This is a genomic window from Nocardia sp. NPDC003345 (assembly GCF_053589395.1).
The window spans coordinates 1-21,539 of record NZ_JBSFRU010000074.1 but is presented as its reverse complement, the minus strand read 5'-3'; the positions used below and the strand labels follow the sequence as shown (position 1 = coordinate 21,539).

At 70.7% G+C, this 21,539-nt stretch carries 20 protein-coding genes; 11 read left to right on the top strand and 9 right to left on the bottom strand.

The genetic code is table 11. The features are described 5' to 3' along the window. A partial coding sequence (locus tag ACWDU1_RS11595; protein WP_449997780.1) for an RNA polymerase sigma factor occupies positions 1–557 on the top strand: 557 nt, incomplete at its 5' end. A gap of 82 nt (positions 558–639) precedes the next feature. Here ACWDU1_RS11595 and eutC read toward each other — a convergent pair. After that, positions 640–1,527 carry an ethanolamine ammonia-lyase subunit EutC gene (eutC, locus tag ACWDU1_RS11590; RefSeq protein WP_449997779.1) on the bottom strand — a complete coding sequence of 296 codons (888 nt, stop codon included), beginning with the start codon at positions 1,525–1,527 and terminating at the stop codon, positions 640–642. Next, positions 1,524–2,945, bottom strand: coding sequence for an ethanolamine ammonia-lyase subunit EutB (locus ACWDU1_RS11585; RefSeq protein ID WP_449997777.1), 1,422 nt, complete (start codon positions 2,943–2,945; stop codon positions 1,524–1,526). The genes eutC and ACWDU1_RS11585 overlap by 4 nt, the downstream gene beginning before the upstream one ends. A 195-nt stretch (positions 2,946–3,140) precedes the next feature. Here ACWDU1_RS11585 and ACWDU1_RS11580 point away from each other — a divergent pair, with 195 nt between their 5' ends. Together ACWDU1_RS11580 and ACWDU1_RS11575 are read left to right on the top strand one after the other, a co-directional pair. After that, positions 3,141–4,391: a sensor histidine kinase gene (locus ACWDU1_RS11580; RefSeq protein ID WP_449997775.1), complete on the top strand. Its 1,251-nt coding sequence runs from the start codon at positions 3,141–3,143 to the stop codon at positions 4,389–4,391. Then, entirely contained in the window at positions 4,388–5,059 is a 672-nt protein-coding gene (locus ACWDU1_RS11575; protein WP_449997773.1) for a response regulator, read from the top strand. The genes ACWDU1_RS11580 and ACWDU1_RS11575 overlap by 4 nt, the downstream gene beginning before the upstream one ends. Positions 5,060–5,073: 14 nt before the next feature. Here the strand turns inward: ACWDU1_RS11575 and ACWDU1_RS11570 are convergent, their stop codons facing one another. Continuing rightward, positions 5,074–5,433, bottom strand: a complete 360-nt coding sequence (locus ACWDU1_RS11570) for a DUF952 domain-containing protein (RefSeq protein WP_449997771.1) — start codon at positions 5,431–5,433, stop codon at positions 5,074–5,076. A 269-nt stretch (positions 5,434–5,702) separates the two neighbouring features. Between ACWDU1_RS11570 and ACWDU1_RS11565 the strand changes: the two genes are divergently transcribed. Beyond that, positions 5,703–5,897, top strand: coding sequence for a DUF7455 domain-containing protein (locus ACWDU1_RS11565; RefSeq protein WP_036538000.1), 195 nt, complete (start codon positions 5,703–5,705; stop codon positions 5,895–5,897). Between the two features lie 100 nt (positions 5,898–5,997). Here ACWDU1_RS11565 and ACWDU1_RS11560 read toward each other — a convergent pair whose 3' ends face one another. Then, positions 5,998–6,756, bottom strand: coding sequence for a TetR/AcrR family transcriptional regulator (locus tag ACWDU1_RS11560; protein ID WP_449997769.1), 759 nt, complete (start codon positions 6,754–6,756; stop codon positions 5,998–6,000). Between the two features lie 254 nt (positions 6,757–7,010). On the opposite strand from ACWDU1_RS11560, the gene ACWDU1_RS11555 reads away from it, so the two are divergent. Continuing rightward, entirely contained in the window at positions 7,011–8,765 is a 1,755-nt protein-coding gene (locus ACWDU1_RS11555; RefSeq protein WP_449997767.1) for a DEAD/DEAH box helicase, read from the top strand. Continuing rightward, entirely contained in the window at positions 8,765–9,313 is a 549-nt protein-coding gene (locus ACWDU1_RS11550) for a hypothetical protein (protein ID WP_449997765.1), read from the top strand. Before ACWDU1_RS11555 ends, ACWDU1_RS11550 begins: the two co-directional genes overlap by 1 nt. A 16-nt stretch (positions 9,314–9,329) precedes the next feature. On the opposite strand, the gene ACWDU1_RS11545 is transcribed toward ACWDU1_RS11550, so the two are convergent. Further along, positions 9,330–10,082: a MerR family transcriptional regulator gene (locus ACWDU1_RS11545; protein WP_449997763.1), complete on the bottom strand. Its 753-nt coding sequence runs from the start codon at positions 10,080–10,082 to the stop codon at positions 9,330–9,332. 27 nt (positions 10,083–10,109) lie between these two features. Between ACWDU1_RS11545 and ACWDU1_RS11540 the strand changes: the two genes are divergently transcribed. Further along, entirely contained in the window at positions 10,110–10,580 is a 471-nt protein-coding gene (locus ACWDU1_RS11540) for a DUF6194 family protein (protein ID WP_449997761.1), read from the top strand. Positions 10,581–10,664: 84 nt separating this feature from the next. Here ACWDU1_RS11540 and ACWDU1_RS11535 read toward each other — a convergent pair whose 3' ends face one another. Continuing rightward, positions 10,665–12,407, bottom strand: coding sequence for a DEAD/DEAH box helicase (locus ACWDU1_RS11535; RefSeq protein ID WP_449997759.1), 1,743 nt, complete (start codon positions 12,405–12,407; stop codon positions 10,665–10,667). Between the two features lie 175 nt (positions 12,408–12,582). Here ACWDU1_RS11535 and ACWDU1_RS11530 point away from each other — a divergent pair, with 175 nt between their 5' ends. Then, on the top strand, positions 12,583–13,680 hold the full coding sequence (locus ACWDU1_RS11530; RefSeq protein WP_449997782.1) for a YihY/virulence factor BrkB family protein: 1,098 nt from the start codon (positions 12,583–12,585) through the stop codon (positions 13,678–13,680). A gap of 9 nt (positions 13,681–13,689) precedes the next feature. Here the strand turns inward: ACWDU1_RS11530 and ACWDU1_RS11525 are convergent, their stop codons facing one another. Continuing rightward, a complete protein-coding gene (locus ACWDU1_RS11525) occupies positions 13,690–13,926 on the bottom strand; it encodes a DUF3039 domain-containing protein (RefSeq protein WP_449997757.1) in 237 nt (78 codons plus the stop codon). A 104-nt stretch (positions 13,927–14,030) separates the two neighbouring features. On the opposite strand from ACWDU1_RS11525, the gene ACWDU1_RS11520 reads away from it, so the two are divergent. The 3 genes from ACWDU1_RS11520 (at position 14,031) to ACWDU1_RS11510 (ending at position 17,240) form a co-directional block, all read left to right on the top strand. Then, on the top strand, positions 14,031–14,468 hold the full coding sequence (locus ACWDU1_RS11520) for a DUF3099 domain-containing protein (protein ID WP_449997755.1): 438 nt from the start codon (positions 14,031–14,033) through the stop codon (positions 14,466–14,468). A 106-nt stretch (positions 14,469–14,574) separates the two neighbouring features. After that, complete coding sequence (locus tag ACWDU1_RS11515) at positions 14,575–16,092, top strand: DUF7782 domain-containing protein (RefSeq protein ID WP_449997753.1); 1,518 nt, start codon at positions 14,575–14,577, stop codon at positions 16,090–16,092. 179 nt (positions 16,093–16,271) lie between these two features. Next, positions 16,272–17,240 carry a sigma-70 family RNA polymerase sigma factor gene (locus ACWDU1_RS11510; protein ID WP_449997751.1) on the top strand — a complete coding sequence of 323 codons (969 nt, stop codon included), beginning with the start codon at positions 16,272–16,274 and terminating at the stop codon, positions 17,238–17,240. A gap of 328 nt (positions 17,241–17,568) precedes the next feature. On the opposite strand, the gene ACWDU1_RS11505 is transcribed toward ACWDU1_RS11510, so the two are convergent. Beyond that, entirely contained in the window at positions 17,569–20,262 is a 2,694-nt protein-coding gene (locus tag ACWDU1_RS11505; RefSeq protein ID WP_449997749.1) for a GNAT family N-acetyltransferase, read from the bottom strand. Continuing rightward, complete coding sequence (locus ACWDU1_RS11500; protein ID WP_449997747.1) at positions 20,255–21,520, bottom strand: acetoin utilization protein AcuC; 1,266 nt, start codon at positions 21,518–21,520, stop codon at positions 20,255–20,257. Before ACWDU1_RS11500 ends, ACWDU1_RS11505 begins: the two co-directional genes overlap by 8 nt. Between the last annotated feature and the right edge of the window lie 19 nt (positions 21,521–21,539).

Below are 21,539 nucleotides of genomic sequence, written 5' to 3'. Positions count from 1 at the left end.
CCACCTACGCCACCTGGTGGATCCGGCAGGCCATCACCCGCGCCATGGCCGACCAGGCCCGCACCATCCGTATCCCGGTGCATATGGTCGAGGTCATCAACAAGCTGGGCCGGATCCAGCGCGAGCTGCTCCAGGACCTGGGCCGTGAGCCCACGCCGGAAGAGCTGGCCAAGGAAATGGACATCACCCCGGAGAAGGTGCTGGAGATCCAGCAGTACGCCCGGGAACCCATTTCGCTGGATCAGACCATCGGCGACGAGGGCGACAGCCAGCTCGGCGATTTCATCGAGGATTCCGAGGCCGTCGTCGCGGTCGACGCGGTGAGCTTCACCCTGCTGCAGGACCAGTTGCAGTCGGTGCTGGAGACCCTGTCCGAACGTGAGGCGGGTGTGGTGCGGCTGCGGTTCGGCCTCACCGACGGCCAGCCGCGCACGCTCGACGAGATCGGCCAGGTCTACGGGGTCACCCGGGAACGGATCCGCCAGATCGAATCCAAGACCATGAGCAAACTGCGCCACCCCAGCCGCTCGCAGGTCCTGCGCGACTACCTCGACTGAGGTTCCGCGTTCGCGCCACGGCCCCTGAACATATCCGGACCCCGCCGGTTCCCGAGATGTTCAGGGGCCGTGGCGCGTCCGGCTACCCGGTGATCTCGGGGCGCTCGCCGGGAGGCAGCGCCGGATCCCGGGACGTGTCCTTGAGCACGACCCCGGAACGGCCCAGACGGCGCGCTCCCTCGACCAGACCCGCGATCACCTCGGCCGCGCGGCGGTATCCCAGCCCCTCCGGCGGATGGATATTGGACACACAGTTGCGGTCGGCGTCGGTGCGGCCCGGCCGCGGCAGATGGGTGAGATAGACACCGAGGCTGTCGGCCACCGACAATCCGGGACGTTCACCGATGAGCACCAGCACGGTGGACACACCGAGCGCGGCGCCCACATGGTCGCCGAGGGCCACCCGGGCCTGGGTGGCGACCACCGGCGGTGCGATCGAATACCGCGGGCGCAGCACCGTCAGCAGGGCCTCGAGGGTGGGTGGGCCGTGTTCGGCGAGTGCCCGCGCGGAGAGACCGTCGGCCAGCACCACGCCGAGATCGTGGGCCTCTGCCGGACCGGACCCCACCCGCAGATCGGCGTCCACCGGTAGCCGTCCCAGATCGGGCCGGCGCAGGTATTCCGCGCGGCCGGCGGCACGGCTGCGCACATGAACCGCCTCCCCGAGGCCGCATCCGGCCAGGCGCGCCAGCAGTGCGGGCACATCGAGGTCGGTGTGTACGGCGTCCCGGGCGGCGGCGTGCGCCGCCGCGAATTCGAGGACCCGCCGGGTGGGTAGCGCGTCGCCCGCTCGCCCCAGTCCGATCCGTGCCTGGGTCAGCAGCCGCAGATCGTCCCAGAAACCCGGGACGGTGCCCGCGCCCGGACCACCGGCCCCGATTCCCGTATCGCGCTCGCCGGCCGGCCGCCCGGCGCTCTCGGCCGCTCGAACGTCGACGCGATCCGGGCGGTCGCCGGGACCGGCGGTCATCGGACGGCCGTCAGCGCGCGCAGCGGCGAGGAGGCCGGCGCGACCGGCAGCACCCGGCCGGTGTCGTCCAGCATGCCCAGCCGGTCCAGCCAGTCCGCGAACTCCGGCGCCGGCCGGAGGCCGAGCACTCGCCGGGCATACAGGGCGTCGTGGAAGCTCAGGCTCTGATAGCCGAGCATCACATCGTCGGCGCCCGGCACGGCGATGACGAAGGCACAGCCCGCCGCGCCCAGCAGGGTGAGCAGCGTATCCATATCGTCCTGATCGGCCTCGGCGTGATTGGTGTAGCAGACGTCCACGCCCATCGGCAGTCCGAGCAGTTTGCCGCAGAAGTGGTCCTCGAGGCCGGCGCGCACGATCTGTTTGCCGTCGTAGAGATACTCCGGGCCGATGAACCCGACGACGGTGTTCACCAGCAGCGGGCGCAGTTCCCGGGCCACCGCGTACGAGCGGGCCTCCAGGGTCTGCTGATCCACCGGCCGGCCGCCGGTACCCAGATGCGCGCCGGCCGAGAGTGCCGAACCCTGCCCGGTTTCCAGGTACATGACATTGTCGCCGACGGTGCCGCGGCCCAGGGCCCGTCCGGCCTCGTTCGCTTCGCGTAACAATGCGAGATCCACCCCGAACGCCGCGTTCGCGGCCTCGGTCCCGGCGACGGACTGGAAGACCAGGTCCACCGGCGCCCCCGCCTCGATCAGCCCGAGCGTGGTCGTGACGTGGGCCAGCACGCACGACTGCGCCGGTATCTCGAACCGGGTGCGGATATCGTCGAGGAGTTTCAGCAGATCGGCGGTGGCCTGCGGGGAGTCGGTGGCGGGATTGACGCCGATCACCGCGTCACCGCAGCCGAGCAGCAGACCGTCGAGCACCGCGGCCGCGATCCCGCGCGGATCGTCGGTGGGGTGGTTCGGTTGCAGGCGGGTGGCCAGGGTGCCCGGCGTGCCGACGGTGGTGCGGAAGGCGGCGCGGACGCTCGCGGCCCGGGCCACCGCGATCAGATCCTGATTACGCATGATCTTGGTGACGGCCGCGACCATCTCCGGTGTCAGCCCCGGGGCGAGGGCGGCCAGCGTGGCGGCCGGATCGGCGGTGCCCTCACCGGCGGCTATCCGGAGCAGCCGATCCCGCAGGTCTCCGACGGTCAGCGCGGCGACCGGCGCGAACGCGGCGCGGTCGTGGGTGTCCAGAATCAATCTGGTGACCTCGTCGGTGTCGTAGGGCACCACGGGTTGCTCCAGGAATTCGGTGAGCGGTACCTCGGCCAGCACCCATTGCGCGGCCGCCCGCTCGGCGTCGGTGGCCGCGGCGCAGCCGGCGAGTTCGTCACCGCTGCGGCGCGGTGTCGCCTTGGCCAGCACGTCGACCAGGCCGTCGAATCGGTGGCTCGTACCGCCGAGCCGCTGGGTGTAGACGCTCATCCGCGGACCCCGTCCGTCCGGGCCGCCACGCGCCGTGCCCGGGGCCACCTCGCGACCGGGCCGGTACGCGGTGCGACCGCAATGCACCGTGAACACGCAGATTACCGCCGGTCGCGAGCCGGCGCCCGGTACACGGGAACCGGTACCGGCCCGCGCCGGCAGCGCCGGAGCCCCCGCACGCAGCTCATCATTTCGATGGACGCCGGGCCGCCGGACGTGTGCTGGGATGGGATGATGCAGCGGTGGTCGGCACTCTCGGCGACGGCGCGCGATGCCGTCGTGGTGGGCGGATGGTTCCTCTTCGGCACCCTGCTGTATCTGGCCGGTTTCCACATGTTGTTCGTCTCCGACGCCACCCCGCCGGTACCGATCCCCGTCCGGCTGCTGGTGCTCGCGCTGGCCTGCGCGGTGCTGTTCATCCGCCGCCGCGCCCCTGTGGCCGCCATGCTCGCCGGTCTGCTGCCGCTGGCGCTGGATCTGTCGCTGGGACCCACTCTGCCGGTCTGGCTCGTGTACACCGACCTCATCTACGCCGCCGTCGTCTACGGCACCCGGCGGCAGATGCAGGGGGCGGTGGTCGCGTGGCTCACCCTGTCGGCGATCGTGGCGGGGGTCGCGCTGGCGCTCACCGGCAGCTGGCGGGTGATGGTGCTGGCGCTGGTCCTGGCGGCCGCGTTCGTCGGGACCTCGCTGTGGTGGGGCCTGACCGTCCGCGCGCACAAGGAGACGGCGGAGGCCGAACGGGCGCGCGGGCGCGCGCTGTCCCTGGTCGCGGAGCTGGACCGTCGTGCGGCGGTGGCCGACGAACGCAAGGCCATGGCCCGCGATCTGCACGATGTCATCGCCGGGCACCTGTCCGCCATCGCCCTGCAGTCCGAGGCCGCGCTCGCCGGTATCGAGGGCGCCGGCACCGATCCGCGCCTCACCGGCATCCTCACCTCGATCCGGGCCAACAGCGTCGACGCCCTCCAGGAGATGCGCACCATGATCGGCCTGCTGCGACGCGACGACGACGACCCCGAGGACGCCGCCGCGCCGGGACGTCTCGCCCAGCTCTCCCGGCTGGTCACCGCCGCCCGCCAGGCCGGAGTACGGGTCCGGTGCCATCAGGACACCGGCACCGGCGCGCCGCCGGGCGCGATAGACCAGGCGGCCTACCGGATCATCCAGGAGGCGGTGACCAATGCGATGAAGCACGCGCCGGGCCAGGAGATCGAGATCGAGGTCACCACCGAGGGCGGGGAACTCGTGCTCGCTGTGCGTAATCCGCTCCCGGCGGTCCCCTCGGTATCCGATGCCGGGCCCGCGGTCCCGCGGGGACTGACGAATATGGGCGAACGGGCGGCCGCGCTGGGCGGGACCTTCCGGGCCGGGCCGGACGGTGGCATCTGGTGGGTGCGCGCCCGGTTGCCGCTCACCGCCGTCACCGCGGGAGAAGGCCGATGACGATACGGGTACTGATCGCCGACGACCATGCCGCGATCCGCGCCGGGTTGCGGATGATCCTGGAGACCGATGCCGATATCGAGATCGTGGGTGAGGCCGCCGACGGTGAGGTGGCCTTCGCGCAGACCCGGGCGTTGCGGCCGGATGTCGTCCTGATGGATGTCCGGATGCCCGGTGTGGACGGCATCACCGCCACCGGGCGGATCACCGGCGGTGGCCTGGCCCGGGTGCTGGTGCTGACCACCTTCGATCTCGACGAATACGTTTTCGGCAGCCTGCGGGCCGGGGCCGCCGGATTCGTCCTGAAGTCGGCCTCCGGCCCGGCTCTCATCGCCGCGGTGCGCGCGGTGGCCGCCGGTGACGGGGTGCTCGCCCCGGAGGTCACCCGCGCGGTGATCGACGCGTTCGCCGGCGCCGGCACCGCGTCCCGGCCCGCGCCGCCCCGCGGCCTGGCCGATCTCACCGCCCGCGAGCGCGAGGTTTTCGACTGCCTGGGCGGCGGTCTGTCCAACGCGCAGATCGCCGGCCGCCTGTTCATCAGCGAGACCACGGTGAAAACGCATGTCTCACGGGTGCTGACGAAACTCGGTATCCGCTCGCGCGTGCAGGCCGCGATCCTGGCCCGTGAGCTGGAGGGCCACGGCGAGGGTGCGCCCGGGGGCCGGTAGCGCGCGGACCGCGTTCAGTCCCCCAGGGCCGCGTAGCGCCCGTCGGGGCCCGGCCGGTACTCGCGGACGGCGACCACCGCCTCGACCGGCAGCGGGCCGTACAGGTGGGGAAAACGCATATCGGGATCGTCGCCGGGCACCCCGGGCTCCCAGCGGACCGGAGCACCGAGCCGCGCGGGGTCCAGGCGCAGCAAGACCATATCGTCGCGGCCCGCGAACAACCGGTTCGCCGGCAGATGCACCTGCGCGGGTGTGGACAGGTGCACGAACCCCTCCGACACCAGCGACGGTGGCCGGTGCGCACCGAGTTGTTGTGCGGTGGCCCACTCACCGGGAGTACAGAGGTGAACAAGGGTGTGAGTGTCACTGGGCACGGGTAACCTCCGATACACAACTCGACAGCCGGTCCGGAAGCAGAGGCGGTGCGTCCCACACCCCGGCCCGCGGTGTTCGCCACAGGCGGAAACCGCTGGTCGTGTTAGGGAAAACACACTGATTCCCCAACGGGAACAAAGCCGATGCTCCGAACGTCTGACAGAGTAGTTACACCACTGCTGGGAAGTAGCGGAAGCGAGCCCGCGGAGTGACCACGGGCCTCACACCAGGTGAACGGTTTTGTGCCGGAAGCCAGGACGGAGGAGTCATGCCAGGAACCCTGACCAGCACCCCACTGACCGCGGTCGATCGCTGCGATCGTTGCGGGGCGGCTGCGCGTGTTCGTGCTGTTCTGCCCGCAGGTGGCGAGTTGCTCTTCTGCCAGCATCACGCGAACGAACATATGGACCGACTGCGTGAGCTGGACGCCGTGATCGATACGGAGTCCGCTCCCGCCCTCTGACCCGTCCAGGCGTCCGACACAACAGAATCGAACAATCGAATCCGCTTCCCGGCGGGCGACCGATCTCCGGTCGCCCGCCATTTTCATCGGTCCGGATCTCTCATCCGCCGACCGGTGGCGACCCGGGCAGCAGCGCCGCGATCAGGCGTTGCAGCCCGTATTCGAACTCGCCGTCGGGGTCGCCCGGCGCCTGGTACAGCTCGCCCACCACTTCGCCGACCCGGGAGGCGAGCGGAAAATCGGCGGTGGGCATGACGCGGGCCAGTACCGGGCCGTAGGCCTCCCACCATTCGGCGTCGGACTGCTCCCGGGCGCTGCGCGTCGCGGCGATCGCGGTCCGGGCGTTGCCGGTCGCGAATTGGGTGAGTACGGCGATCGCCCGATCCATATCCGCGTCGTCGAGACCGATCCCGTCGACCGCCGTCAGCTGTCGTTCGTAGCGGCGCATCCGGCCGGGTCCGAGCACCAGCCGCCAGGCCGGCACCTCCAGCAGCCAGGGATGGGCGAGATATTCGTCGCGGACCTGGCGTGCCACGGCCGCGAGGCGGTCCCGGGCGGGGGCATCGGCCGCGGGCAGCGCGGCGTCGTCGTCGGCCACCGCGTCCACCATCAGCGCCGTGAGGGCCTCCTTGCCCGGGACGTAGGTGTAGAGACTCATCGGCCGCAGGCCGAGTTCGCCGGCGACCGCCCGTACCGAGACCCCCGCATAGCCCTCGCGATCGGCCAGCCCGATCGCGGCCGCGACCACCTCGTCCACGCTCACCGTCTGCCGCGGACCACGCGCGTTGCGCCGCGGCGGTAGTTCGTGCCGCCAGAGCAGCTCGAGCAGGACGCGCGCGGGATCGGTGTCCCGGCTCACCGGCCGGCCCCCGGGGACGTGGCGGACGCACCGGTCCTCGGGCGCCCGGCCGGGATCCGGGCACTTCCCGTCCCGGCATACAACCAGCCGCAGCGATACCGGCCGCCGATCATGACTCTCCTTCCGGTCCCGTATGAGCGGCCCGGAACAAATCCGGTACCGTACGCGTTCGGCATGTTACTCCGTACGCCATACGATATTCATGGGGGTGCACCCTGCCGACCACCGAGACCACCTACCTCCCCGACCGGCACATGTTCGCATTGTGGACCTGGTCCGGCCACGAACCCGGACCCGCGCCCGGCGATGCCGGTGCGCCGGCCACCGTAGCGCTGGTCGTCCCGGACGGACCACTCGGCCGGCTCCGGGCGGGTAGCGCCGGCCTGCGGGTCGCCGACGTGGCGTGCGCGTTGGTGACGCCGGACGGTCTCGCCGCGCTGCCGGTCGCCGACCCGGGTACGTCCACACTCGCCTGGCGCCGCGTTCTCGCCGGTGACCCGGCCGGATTGCCGGTGGCCGCGCACGCGGTACCGAACGCGCAGGGTACCGCGGTGTTCTCGGGAGAGCGCGCGCTGTCGGTGCTCGCGGAGACCGCCGCGGTCGCCGAGGAACTGCGTACCGGGCTGCACGCCGAGCTGCGCCCGTATCAGGCCCGCGGGATCGCCTGGTTGCGGGCGACCGTCGAGCGGCACGGCGGCGCGGTACTCGCCGACGAGATGGGGCTGGGCAAGACGGTGCAGGCCATCGGGCTGCTGCTCGGGAGAGCGGAGCAGGGGCCGCAACTGGTGGTCTGCCCGACCTCGCTGGTGGGCAACTGGATCCGCGAGATCTCCCGCTTCGCCCCGGGCCTGCGCCCGGTGGCATGGCGCGGTGGTGTGCCCGAGGCCGCGCCCGCAACGGTGGTCGTCACCGGCTATCCGTCCTTACGACTGCACGGCGCGCAACTGAACGACACCACCTGGGCCACGGTGGTCTGCGACGAAGCGCAGGCGCTGAAGAATCCGCGCACGCAGGTCTCCACCGCGGCGCGGGCGCTGCCGGCGAAGGCGGTCGTGGCCCTGACCGGAACACCGGTGGAGAACCATCTCGACGAATTATGGGCCCTGCTGCATCTCGTCGCGCCCGCCCTGTTCGGGCATCGCGCCCAATTCCGCCGGCGCTTCGTCAAACCCATCGAACAGGGCTCGGCCCCCGCGGCCGCCAGGTTGCGCGACGCGATCGAGCCGGTCCTGCTGGCACGGCGCAAAACCCAGGTCGCGGCATCGCTTCCACCGAAGATCCACACCGATCTGCTGTGCGATCCGACCCCCGAGCAGGAGCGGCTCTACGACCGGCTGCTCGAGCACGCGGCCGAGGAGGGGTTCGGTGCCGGGGCACAGCGCCAGGCCAGGGTGCTGGCCGCGCTCACCGCGCTCAAACAGGTCTGCAACCATCCGGGTTTGGTCGCGGGCGAGGATCGCGGCGAACTCGCCGGTCGCTCCGGCAAACTCGACCTGTGCACCGATATTGTGGCCGGCAACCTCGACAACGGATCGCCGACGCTGATCTTCACTCAATACCGGGCCACCGGTGAACTCCTGGTCCGGCATTTGTCCGAACAATTCGGCCTCACCGCGCCGTTCTTCCACGGCGGGCTCACCCAGGCCGAACGCACGGCGATCGTCGACGACTTCCAATCCCCCACCGGCCCGCCGGTACTGGTGCTGAGCCTGCGCGCCGCCGGTACCGGGCTCACCCTCACCCGCGCCGCGGATGTGATCCATTTCGACCGCTGGTGGAACCCCGCGGTCGAAGCGCAGGCCTCCGACCGGGTGCACCGGATCGGGCAGACCCGCACCGTCACGGTCACCACGCTCACCTCGGCCACCACCGTCGAGGAACATATCGCCGCGATGCACCGGCGCAAATCGGCTCTCACCGATCTCGGAGACGGCAACGGTATCGCCGAACTGGCCCGTCTCGACGACGACCGGCTGCTGGAGATCCTGCGGCGCAAGAGGGAGAACTGATGGCGGACAACGAATTCGGTTACACCCGGTGGGGTATGGACTGGGTCCGGCTGGCCGAACCGATACGGCGCACCCGCCCCGAACCGCTGCTGCCCCGCGCGCGCAGTATCGCCCGCAACAACGGAGTGCGGGCCGAAACGGAAGGCACGATCGTCCGGGCGCATATCCATCGCGGCGGGCAGGCGTCGGTCACCCATATCGAATTCGCGCCGTTCGACCGGTCCGTGGTCACGGCGCTCACCACGGTGCTGGGGGGCGATCCCCCGACGCTCACCGACGATATGCACGCCGCGGCGGTGGCCGAGGGGATACCGGTGGCACCGCGCCCCGGCGCGATCGACTGTTCCTGCACCGCGCGCACCGCGCATTGCGTGCACGTACTGGCCACCTTCTACGAACTCGCGCGCCGGGTCGACGAGAATCCGCGCTTCGGTCTCGATCTGCAGGGCTACGGGCTACGGCCCACGACCGCACCGGGCGATCCGGCGGACACCCCGCGCTGGATACCTCTCGAAACCCTGGACCCCGCCCGGTATTTCGAGAGCTGACCCGGCGGCGCCGCGGTCACCAGGACGGTCCCAGCAACATGCCGAGGGCGGCGGCCGCCGCCAGCAGCGCACGGGACCGGGCGTCGATCCGGGTGTCGCGATCGCTCAGGGCTGCCTCGATACCGGCCCAGCCGTGCGCGGCGGCGAGCCGCGGAATCAGTTCGCGCAGCGTCTCGATCCCGTAGCCCGCCTGCCGCAGCACCCGCACCAGCCGGGCGAGGCGGACATCGCCGGGCAGGTAGTGGCGGGCCTGTCCCGGAGCGGCGCGCCGGGCCGCGACCAGGCCCACGGCATCCCAGTGCCGCAGCGTCGAGGTCCGGACGCCGAGGGCCTGCGCCAGCTCGGAGATGGTCATGGAATCCGCCGCCCGGACCTCGCCGACCGGTTCACCGGCGATGGCCCGGGCGGCGGCGCGCGCGGCGGCGGTATCGCGGCGGTCCCGGTCCAGCCGGGCGTGGGCGGCGTCGAACAGCGCCGGCAACCGGGATGCCTCACCTGCCCCGATCGTGCGCATGATCGTCTTGGCCTGGACGGGGTCGGTACCGGCGGCCAGGGCCCGGTAGGCGCGGGCCGCCCAGACGTGGGACCACCGGTAGCTCCGATACCCGGCCGCGGTACGCGGTACCGGTGGCAATACGCCGTCGCGTTCGAGGTTGCGTATCTGCTGCACAGAATAGCCACTCAGGCGCGCCACATCCGCCGTGCGCAGATTCACCGAGTTGCGACCTGCGCCGCCGTCATCGGGCTCGTTGGCGGTAGAAGTCTCCACAAGCACTTCAATGTAACGCTGGAACCCATGACGATCGACGACATCATCGAATATCTCGGCGCACTCGAGCACGTCCTGATACTGCGCCCCGGCCCCGGCGACGGCTCGCCGGAACTCGCCTGGGGTGATGTGTTCTGCTACTACTCGCCCGACGGCGAGGTCCCTTCGAACACCCAGCCCTTCGCCACCGTCGTCACCAAGAACTACCCCGGCGACGAACGGTCGGGACTCGACCGCCCGGGAGCCTTCCGCGTGAATATCGCCGCCGGAACCGAAGTATTCACCGAATGGATCGGCCGGGCACCCCGGGACGCGGGCGCAGGCGATCCGGCCCGGGTCGATACGGTGCTGGCCCACCCGGTGTACGGGAACGTGGGCTGGCTGGCCGTGGTGGAACCCGGACCGCGTACCGCGCAGCCCGTTCGCGAGCTGTTGCACGGAGCCTACGAACGCGCCCGGGCTCGGCGCCGCGCCTCCCGGACCGCTCCCGAGAACTGATACGGGCGCACCGCGCTCATCCCGGAACCCGAGCCGGAGCCGCCGGCTTGCGGCGGCTCCCGGTCCCATCCGGACCCGGTGCGACTACATCCGGCGCAGTGCCGCGATACGGTCGCCCAGTTGGTCGGCGGTGGCCAGCGCGGTGGGCGGACCCCCACACTGCCGACGCAGTTCCCCGTGGATCACGCCGTGTGGTTTGCCGGTGCGGTGGTGATGCATCGCGACCAGGCTGTTCAGCTCGCGCCGCAGCTCCCCGAGCTTATCGGCGGCGGCGACCCGTTCGGCGGCGCCACCGGCCGCCGCCGGAGGCGGGACGGGGGCCGGGTCCGGCGATGCGGACCGGTCGGCGATCTGGCGGGCCTGGCGCTCCCGTAGCAGCGCCCGCATCTGCTCCGCGTCGAGCAGCCCGGGAATTCCCAGGTAGTCGGCTTCTTCGGCGGAACCGGCAAAGGTCGCGGTACCGAAAGAGGAACCGTCGTAGATGACCTGATCCAGTTCGGCGTCGGCGGCCAGCGGCACGAACCGCTTCTCCTCCTCGCCGGGTTCGTCCTGCTGTTTGTTCGCCTCGTTCAGCAGTTCGTCGTCGAGGCCGTCCTTCTCCCGGTGCGGTTTACCGATCACATGGTCGCGCTGCAGTTCGAGCTGGGCGGCCAGGTCCAGCAGCACCGGAACCGACGGCAGGAACACACTGGCGGTCTCGCCGGGCCGGCGGGCACGGACGAAACGACCGATGACCTGCGCGAAATACAACGGTGTCGAGGCGCTGGTGGCATACACCCCGACGGCCAGCCGCGGCACGTCCACACCTTCGGACACCATCCGCACCGCGACCATCCACGGCTGGTTCCCGTTGCTGAACTCCGCGATCCGGGCCGAGGAGGTGGGATCGTCGGACAGCACCACCACCGGCCTGTTGCCGGTGAGATGTTCGATCAGCTCCGCATAGGCCCGGGCGCGCTCCTGATCCGAGGCGATCACCAGGCCGCCAGCATCGGGCATACCGGCTTCGCGCAGCTGCGCCAGCCGCATATCGGCCGCACGCAGCACCGCGTAGATCCAGTCCCCCGCCGGGTCGAGCGCCGTGCGCCAGGCCCGCGCCGTCTGCTCGGCGTTCAGCGGCTCGCCCAGCCGGGCGGTGTACTCCTCGCCCGCGCTGTCGCGCCAGTGCGCCTCCCCCGAATATGCCAGGAACACCACCGGCCGCACCACGCCGTCGGCGAGCGCCTCGGAATAGCCGTAGCTGTGATCGGCGCGGGAGCGCGGCAGACCGGCCTCGTCGGGCTCATAGGTGATGAACGGGATCTGGCTGTCGTCGCTGCGGAACGGCGTACCGGTCAGTGCCAGGCGCCGGGTGGCGTCCCCGAACGCCTCCGCCACGGCATCGCCCCAGCTCTTGGCGTCACCCGCATGATGGATCTCGTCCAGGATCACCAGGGTGCGGCGGTTCTCGGTGCGCACCCGGTGCTTGAACGGATGCGCGGCCACCTGGGCGTAGGTGACGACCACACCGTGATAATCGCCGGAGGTCCCCCCGGTGCTGTTGGAGAAGTTGGGGTCCAGCGCGATCCCCGACCGGGCCGCCGACTGGGCCCACTGATGTTTCAGGTGCTCGGTGGGCGCGACCACGGTGATCTGATCGACGGTGCGATCGGCCAGCAACTCCGCGGCCACCCGCAGCGCGAAGGTGGTCTTACCGGCGCCCGGGGTCGCCACGGCGAGGAAATCACGGGGTTTGGTCGCCAGGTAACGGGTGATCGCACGGCGCTGCCAGGCGCGCAGCGACGCACCCGGAACCTCCGTCGCAATGGCACCGCTCGCATCGGTCACGGAGACAAACACTAGCGGCCGTAGCGGCGCTCGTGCCAAACCGGCGCGGCCGCCGCGACCGGTGTCACACCCCCGCCGTGGGGGCCGCGACAACCCATCATTCACCCCCCGCCCGCCGACACGTTGCCACCGCGCTCCAGCGCTCGGTGGCCGCGTGCGCGATGCTGGACACATCATGCACAGCTACGGACGCGAACCCGGTGCGGACCCGTCGGGTTCGGCGTGGTTCCGGCGTGCCCTGCGCCGGACGTGGGCCCTGATCGTGCGGGTCGCGGTCAAGGCCTGGGGCGACTCGATATTCGGCAAATCCGCGGCCGCCGCGTTCTGGCAGACGTTATCGCTGGTACCACTGCTTTTCGGATTGCTCGGCGGGCTCGGCTACGCGGGCCGGCTGTTCGGCCCCGACACCGTCGAGATCGTCGAGGCCAAGACCCTCACCTTCAGCCGGAATCTGTTCAGTTCCAGCGTGGTCACCGACCTCATCGAACCGACGGTCCAGGATGTGCTCGGCCAGGGCCGCGCCGCCATCGTCTCGGTCGGCTTCGTGCTGTCGCTGTGGGCGGGCTCCTCGGCGATGGCGACCTTCGTGGACGCGATCGTGGAGGCCCACGACCAGCAGGACGCCCGCAACCCGGTCTGGCAGCGGCTGTTCGCCCTGCTGCTCTACATCCAGTTCCTGATCGCGGCGGTCTTCATCCTGCCGCTGGTCGCGCTGGGCCCGGTGCTGATCGGCCGGACCCTGCCGGAGGGGTGGCGAGAGCCGGGACTGCGGCTGATCGACACGTTCTACTACCCGGCGGTGGGTCTGCTGCTCATCGTGGCGCTGGCGATGCTCTACAAACTGGCGCTGCACAGCTCGCTGCCCTACCACCGGCTGTTCTGGGGCGCCCTGCTCGCGGGTGTCTTCTTCATGGCGGCCAGCGAGATCCTGCGCCGGTATCTGGCGGTGGTCACCCGGACGGGAGTCGGTTACGGCGCGCTCGCCACGCCGATCGCGTTCCTGCTGTTCACGTTCTTCCTCGGTTTCGCGGTGATCCTCGGCGCCGAGTTCAATGCGGCGGTGCAGGAGTTCTGGCCGGCGCGAGCGACCCGTTTCGAGCAGTTCAAGGCCTGGCTGGCGAAACGCCGCAGCACCCCGGAGGGCGACGAGGACGGCGAACCGCCGGAGAGCGGCGCGCACCGCATCCCCCCGCACCGCCACGGCCGGCCGCGCGGGATGGGCACGGGCGGCGACGGCACCGGAGGTGCGCCGGTGCCGTTACCCCGCAACTGACCTCGGGGCTCAGTCGCCCTTACGGAGCTGCTCGTAGACCTTCTTGCACTCGGGGCAGACCGGCGACCCCGGTTTGGCCGAGCGGGTCACCGGGAAGACCTCACCACACAGCGCGACCACCATCGTGCCCATCACGGCACTCTCGGCGATCTTGTCCTTCTTCACATAGTGGAAGTACTTCGGGGTGTCGTCACCGGTCGTCTCGTCGGTGGTCGTATCGGGGCGAACCAGAGTATCGGTACTCACGCAGTCCATGATGCCCCATGACCGCGCCGCGCCCGCCGGATCACCCGCCGTTTCGCCCGGCACCGGGTGTGCGCCGCGGATCCGGGAGTGCGAGACTCGAAGGTATGCAGCAGCACGGCGAAGACTCCGGGCGCGGCCCGGAGCACCTCGACGCCGGTGCGAGCGATCTCGGTGCACACCAGAGAACACCGCGGCCGGCCCGCTCCTCCTCGCGCGGCTATTTCCCCGGCGACGACGCCAGACACGCCGCCCTGATCACCGAGGCCGCGCCCTCGTTCGAAGACCAGCACCGGGCCCGGGTCCGGCGGTACACGATCATCATGGCCTTCCGTATCCCGGCGTTGATTCTGGCCGGCGTGGTCTATTCGGTGTTCGGCAACGGGCTGATCGCCCTGCTGATCATGGCGGCGTCCGTACCACTGCCGTGGGTCGCGGTCCTCATCGCCAACGACCGCCCGCCGCGCGACAAGAACGAGCCGAGCCGCTGGGACCGGCCGCGCCCGGCCCTGGAAGAACGCCGCAACGACGCCATCGACGGCTGACGCCGCCTGCCCGGCCGCGTCGCACCGGGCGTAGCGGCCGGGTCCCGTCCGGTACCCGCGGGACGGCGGATACCGGACCGGGCCCGGGCGGTGGCAGAGTACGGCTGTGCCCGCCTACGGATCGACCACCGTCTCCCCGCTCACCGCGCTCTGCCCGGCGCTGCGCACCGCGCTGACCAGGGCGGGCTACGAAGCCGACACGCTGCTCGCGGCCCTCGGTCCCGACGCCCACAGCGCGCTCGGGCGCGGCGAACCGGTCCCCGCCCGCCGGGCTGCCGCATCGGCCGGCGACCTGGGTGTACTCATTCGGTTATTGCTTCTGGGCGACACCGTGGACGAATCCGAGGCGGCCGGGGCCCTCGCACCGGTACGCGTCGACGAGGCGGTGTCGGCGGGACTACTGGTGCGGGCGGGCGGCTCGGTCCGGGCCGCGCTGGATCTGCGGCCGGTCGATACCGGTGCCGGTAATCGGTGGATTCTGTCCGACCTCGACGATTCGATGCAGCGCCGGATCCTGACCGAGGATCATGTCCTCGGGGTCGGCCACGCCTCACTCTCGCTGTTGCGGGCCACCCCCACCGACCGGGCCGGATCGGTCCTGGATCTCGGCACCGGGTGCGGTATCCAGGCGGTGCACGCCGCTTCCTACGCCGAGATCGTGACCGCCACCGATGTCAATCCGCGGGCGCTCTGGCTGGCGCAGGCCACCGCGGCCCTCAACGAACTCGATCTCGAACTGGTCGAAGGGTCGTGGTTCGAGCCGGTGGCCGGGCGTCGTTTCGATCGGGTGGTGGCCAATCCGCCGTTCGTCGTCGGACCGGCCCGTATCGAACACACCTACCGCGACTCCGGCCTCGCCCTCGACGGCGCCAGCGAACTCGTGATATCGCGCACACCGGAGCTGCTGGCGCCGGGCGGCACGGCGGCGATGCTCTCCGCCTGGGTTCATCGCGAGGACCAGGACTGGCGGCAGCGGGTATCCGGGTGGCTCCCCGATCACGGGATCGACGCCTGGGTCGTTCAGCGCGATATCGCCGATCCGGCCCTCTATGTCGGCACCTGGCTGCGGGACGCGGGTGCCGACCCGCGCGGCCGCGAGGCCCAGGAACGTGCCGAGACCTGGTTGCGGGCCTTCGACGAGGCAGGCGTCACCGGGATCGGATTCGGTTTCGTCTACCTGCGCGCCCACGACGGTCCCACCGAACTGCTCGCCGAAGACCTCACCCACGGTTTCGACGATCCACTCGGTGCGGAGGTCTTCGACTATTTCGAGCGTTCGGCCTGGTTACGCCGGGTCGCTGCGGATCCGGAGGTGGCCTGGCGCGCCCGCTACCGGGTGGATCCGGCCACCGCGCTCGAACGGGTCTCGGTGCCGGGTGAACAGGGCTGGGAGCAGCGGATCGCCCGTCTGCACCGCGGCGACGGACCCCGCTGGCAGCACGAAGTGGACGAGACCACCGTCTCCCTGCTGGCGGGAATGCGGCCGGACGGCCTGCCGTTGTACGAGCTGATCGAACTGCTGGCATTGTCCCAGGGATCCGACGAGGCGGATCCGGAATTCGCCGAGGCAGCGCTGGGAGTGGTCACCGGTCTCGTACGGCACGGGCTGGTGCGTCCCACCTAGGAGCCGAACGCGCGGCATCCGGGTTTCCCGCTCGGTGGATGGGTTTCCGTTCTCAGGAACTTCTCAGAACGCAATGGCGATAACCGCAGTTCAGAGCGGTTTATCCGCGCCCGGCGAGGGAACTTTCCCACTGTCGGGTCCGTTGTTCGGAGTGAGACACCACCGACAGGAGGCAAGTCATGACAAGCCCCGCCACCACTCGTGTGCGCCCCAGTGATTCGGACCTCGACGCTCAGAGCCCCGCCGCCGACCTGGTACGCGTGTACCTGAACGGGATCGGACGGACCGCACTGCTCACGGCTGCCGACGAAGTCGAACTGGCCAAGCGCATCGAGGCGGGTCTCTATGCCCAGAACCTGCTGGAAACCGGCAAGCGGCTGTCGGCGACCCGCAAACGTGATCTGGCGATCGTCGTCCGCGAGGGTCAGGCGGCGCGGTCACATCTGCTGGAGGCCAACCTGCGCCTGGTCGTCTCGCTCGCCAAGCGGTACACGGGCCGCGGTATGCCCCTGCTGGACCTCATCCAGGAGGGAAATCTGGGCCTCATCCGCGCGATGGAGAAGTTCGACTACGCCAAGGGCTTCAAGTTCTCCACCTACGCCACCTGGTGGATCCGCCAGGCCATCACCCGCGGAATGGCGGATCAGAGCCGTACCATCCGGCTCCCGGTCCACCTCGTGGAGCAGGTCAACAAACTCGCCCGGATCAAGCGCGAACTGCATCAGCAGCTGGGCCGGGAAGCCACCGACGAGGAACTCGCGAACGAATCCGGTATCGCGGTGGAGAAGATCGCCGATCTCCTGGACCACAGCCGGGACCCGGTGAGCCTGGATATGCCGGTCGGCAACGACGAAGAGGCACCGCTGGGCGATTTCATCGAGGATTCCGAGGCCACCTCGGCCGAGAGCGCGGTGATCGCCGGTCTGCTGCATCACGACGTGCGCAGCGTGCTGAACACCCTCGACGAACGCGAACAGCAGGTCATCCGGCTCCGTTTCGGGCTCGACGACGGGCAGCCGCGCACGCTGGACCAGATCGGCAAGTTGTTCGGGCTGTCGCGCGAGCGGGTTCGCCAGATCGAGCGTGAGGTCATGTCCAAGCTCCGCAAGGGCGAACGGGCCGACCGCCTGCGCGCCTACGCCAGCTGATCCCACCCACCATTGCGAGGGCCGCCCGCCGACCAGCGGGCGGCACGCCGCCGCACGAACGCGCCGGTTCCCGTTGCGCCCGCGGCGAAAAGGTCGTCCACCCCCTGTCTGCTCTCCGCATCACCGGAACCCTTTGAGCCGGTGGCCCTTTCGGGTCGCCTCGCCGGCCGGCCGACGCGCCCGTCCCTCATCCGGGCAGCGCGGCCGGCCGGCACCCCTCCGGGTGGCCCGGAGCCGCTGCGCGCCACGACCTCCGGTAGCCGCCGGCAAGGCACACCGCTCCCCGACCACATGCGGGCGGGCAACCCACTGAGGCGTTGCGCCCGGCCTATCCGAGCCTGCGCGGTCCGGTATCGAAACGGCTGGGTTGCGGGCCGATCCGGGCGCGCGCGTACAGGATCGCGGCGGACTCCGGTGCCGCCAGCACCGGTTCACAGGACAGTTCCCGCAATTCGGGCAGATCGTCGAACATGGCCGAAATACGTTGTGTCAGTTCGATGAGGGCGTCCTTGTCCACCCGCGGGCTCGCCGGGGTTCCGCTGAGCAGCGGCGCGGCGCGGGGCGCGTCGATGAGTGCGGCGGCCTCGCGCCGCGACAGCGGTAGAGCGCGAAAGGCCCGATCCCCGAGCAGTTCGATGATGGGCCCGGAGAGCCCGAACTCGATCACCGAGCCGAACGCCGGATCGTCCTGCACCTTCACCACACATCCGACGCCCTTGGGTGCCATCCGCTGGATATGCAGCAGCGGATCCCCGCACAGCTCCACCAGATCCCGGTAGGCCTGCCGGACCGCCTCGGGCCGCCACAGATCCAGTCGCACCCAGCTCATATCCGGGCGGCGCCGCCAGGCCTCGTTGGTCGCTTTCGCCGCCACCGGGTAGCCGAGTTCCTCGGCCGCGGCCACCGCGCCGTCGGCATCGCGGACCGCGCGGAACTCCACCACCGAGATGCCGTAACAGCCGAGCAGCGTGACCGTCTCGTCGTCGCTCAGCCGGCGCCCGGCGGGGTCGGCCGACCATGTCCCCATCAACTCGATCGCGCGCGCGGTATCGATACCCGCGGGGCGCCCCTGCTCCGCCCCGGACGCTCCGTCGCCGGACACCGACACCGGCAGGTCCCGCCAGCGGGCATACCGGTGCACCCGGGCCAGTGCGCGTACCGCCCGGGCGGGATCGGGAAACGACGGTATGGACCCCCGGACCGCCGCCGCTCCCGGACCCCGCACCGCCAGCAGATTCGGGATTCCGTCGCCGCCGGCGAACGTGGTCAGCACCGGTTTGGGTACCTCGGCAGAGGCCACGGCCGCCCGGATCGCCTCCGCGTATCCCGCCTGCGGCAGCGGGATGGGTGGCGCGAAGATGACGATGACCGCATCGGTGTCCTCCGACCGCAGCGCGGCGGTCACCGCGGTGTGGTAGTCGCCGGGGGTGGCCTGCGGACCCAGATCCACCGGGGCCGGCACGCTCAGGCCCTCACTGCGTGCGGCATCGGAGGTCAGCCAGTTGAGCGCCGTGCTGTTGCCGACGACCGCGGGCCGCGGTCCCCGGGGCAGCGGCTGATATCCCAGCAACGCCGCGCAGTCGAACATCTCCGAGATCGAATCCGCCTGGACGATGCCGGATTGGGCGAACAGGTCCCGCACCACGGACCGGTCAAGTTCGCCGCCCGAGCCGCGGGCGGCGAGCCGGCTCGGGCTGACCGCCACGATGGGCTTGTGCCGGGCGACGCGGCGGGCGATGCGAGAGAATTTGCGCGGGTTACCGAAGCTCTCGAGATACAGCAGGATCACCTCGGTGGCCGGATCGGTATCCCAGTACTGCAGCAGGTCGTTTCCGGAGACGTCGGCGCGGTTACCGGCGGATACGAAAGTCGACAGGCCGAGGTTGCGGGCCGCCGCCTCGGCCAGGATCGCGACCCCCAGCGGACCGGACTGGCAGAAGAAACCGATCCGCCCCCGGCCGGGTAGCAGCGTGGCCAGGGTGGCGTTCAGCCCGACCGCGGGATCGGTATTGGCGATGCCCAATGCGCTCGGCCCCACCACCCGCATTCCGTGACCGCGGGCCGCGGCGACCAGATCCGCCTCCGCCACCAGACCCTGCTCCCCGGTCTCACCGAATCCGGCCGACAGTACGAGCAGGCCCTTGACGCCCTTGGCCATGCAGTCGTCGAGAACCGACCCGATCGAATCCGCGGGCACGGCCACCACCGCGAGATCCACCTCGTCGGGAATATCCCGCACCGTCGGATAGGCGTGTACCCCGCGTACCGACCGCCGCCCGGGGTTCACCGGGTACACCGCGCCCTGGAACGATCCGTCCAGCAGATTGGCCAGCACCACCCCGCCGACCCGCCCGGTGCTGGGCGTCGCACCGATCACCGCCACCGAATCGGGAGCCAGCAGATTGCCCACACTGCGCGCCTCCGAGGCACGTTCGCGGGCGTCGCGCACCGAACGCAGCGCCTCGGTGGGGTCGATGGCGAACTCCAGATGCAGCACCGAACCGTCCCGGCTCCGCTCCACCTGGTAGCCGGCCTCCCGGAACACGGTCACCATGACGACGTTCTCCGCCAGTACCTCGGCGACGAAGGTGTCGATGCGGTTCTCCGCGGCGGCGCCGGCGAGATGCTCCAGCAGGATCGAGCCGAGGCCCCGGCCCTGGTGTTCGTCGGCGACCACGAAGGCGACCTCGGCCGCCCGCGAACCCGTCCGATCGAGCAATTCGTAACGGCCCACGGCGATGATCGAATCCCCGAGCACGATCGCCAGGCCGACCCGGTCGTGGTAGTCGAGATGGGTGGTGCGATACAGATCTTTGGGCGATATCCGCGGGTAGGGCCCGAAATAGCGCAGGTACCGGGTGCGCTCGGACAGTGCGGTGTGGAACCGCTGCAATTCATCGGCATCGGCCGGGGTGAGCGGGCGTAACCGGACCACACCGCCGTCGGAGGCCAGGACATCCGCGTGCCAGTGCTGGGGTGCGGGCGCCGGATCGTCGGGGACGCTGTCGGCCGGTTCAGTCACGCGGATCCTCCGGATCGAGGCCGAGCGGGCCGAAGCACGCTCGGCGAGTGGCGAGCACGGCGGTATCGATCGCGCGCTGGGCACGGTCGAATCCGGCGTCCCCGGTTTCCGCGGTACCGCCCGGTCCGTCCCAGGGCCGGAAGGCGATGTCCACACCGTCGCCCATGGTCCGGGGCGGCGATACTCGCGGCCTGTCGGTCTGCACGAGATCGATCCAATCCTGCGGTATCGGGGTCGCCGGGTCCACCGGACGGTCCAGCGCGATGGCCAGCAGATGCGTCCAGGCCCTGGGCACCACCCGCACCAGCCCGTATCCGCCGCCGCCCACGGCCAGCCACCGCCCCTCGGCGCACCGGTCCGCCAGTTCCCGCATCGCCGTGAACGCCGCCCGCTGTCCCTCGATCCCGAGTTCGAGGTCGGCGAGCGGATCCTCACGATGGGTGTCGACCCCGCACTGGCTGATCACGATCTGCGGCCGGAACGCCTCGACCGCGCCGGGAACCACCGCGTGGAAGGCACGCAGCCACTGCGGGTCCCGGGTGCCCGGCAGTACCGGCAGATTGATCGCGGTCCCGTCTCCGGGCCCGCTGCCGGTCTCCTCGGGCCAGCCGGTATTCGGCCACAGGGTCGCCGGATGCTGGTGGATCGATACGGTCAGCACCCGCGGGTCGCGGTAGAAGGCGCGCTGGACACCGTCACCGTGATGGACGTCCACGTCGAGATAGGCGATCCGGTCGAACCCGTGGTCCAGCAGCCACGCGATGGCCACCGCGGCGTCGTTGTACACGCAGAAACCCGCCGCCCGGGCGGGCATGGCGTGATGCATACCACCGCCGATGCTCACCGCCCGCCGGGTCGCGCCGGTGGCGATGGCCCGCGCCGCGGCCAGAGTTCCGCCGACGATCACCGACGCGGCCTCGTGCATCCGCGGAAACACCGGATTGTCCGCGGACCCCAGCCCGTAGGGCGGGTCGGCCGGCGGGTCGCCCGGAACAGGAGGCGGTTCGGCGCGGCGGACCGCCTCGATGTAGTCCGCAGTGTGCACGCGGAGCAGTTCGGCGTCACCGGCGGGGCCGGGCCGCAGCGGCTCCACGCCGTCGAGGACCCCGAGCGCTCCGGCCAGCGCCATCGTGTAGCTCAGCCGCACCGGTTTCATCGGATGCTCGGGGGTCCAGGAATAGTCCAGGAACCGATCCGTCCACACGACGCTGCCCGCGTATCCGGAATCACGGTTCCCGTCCGGCGGTGAAGTGGCCATGATCGCAACCGTAACGGGA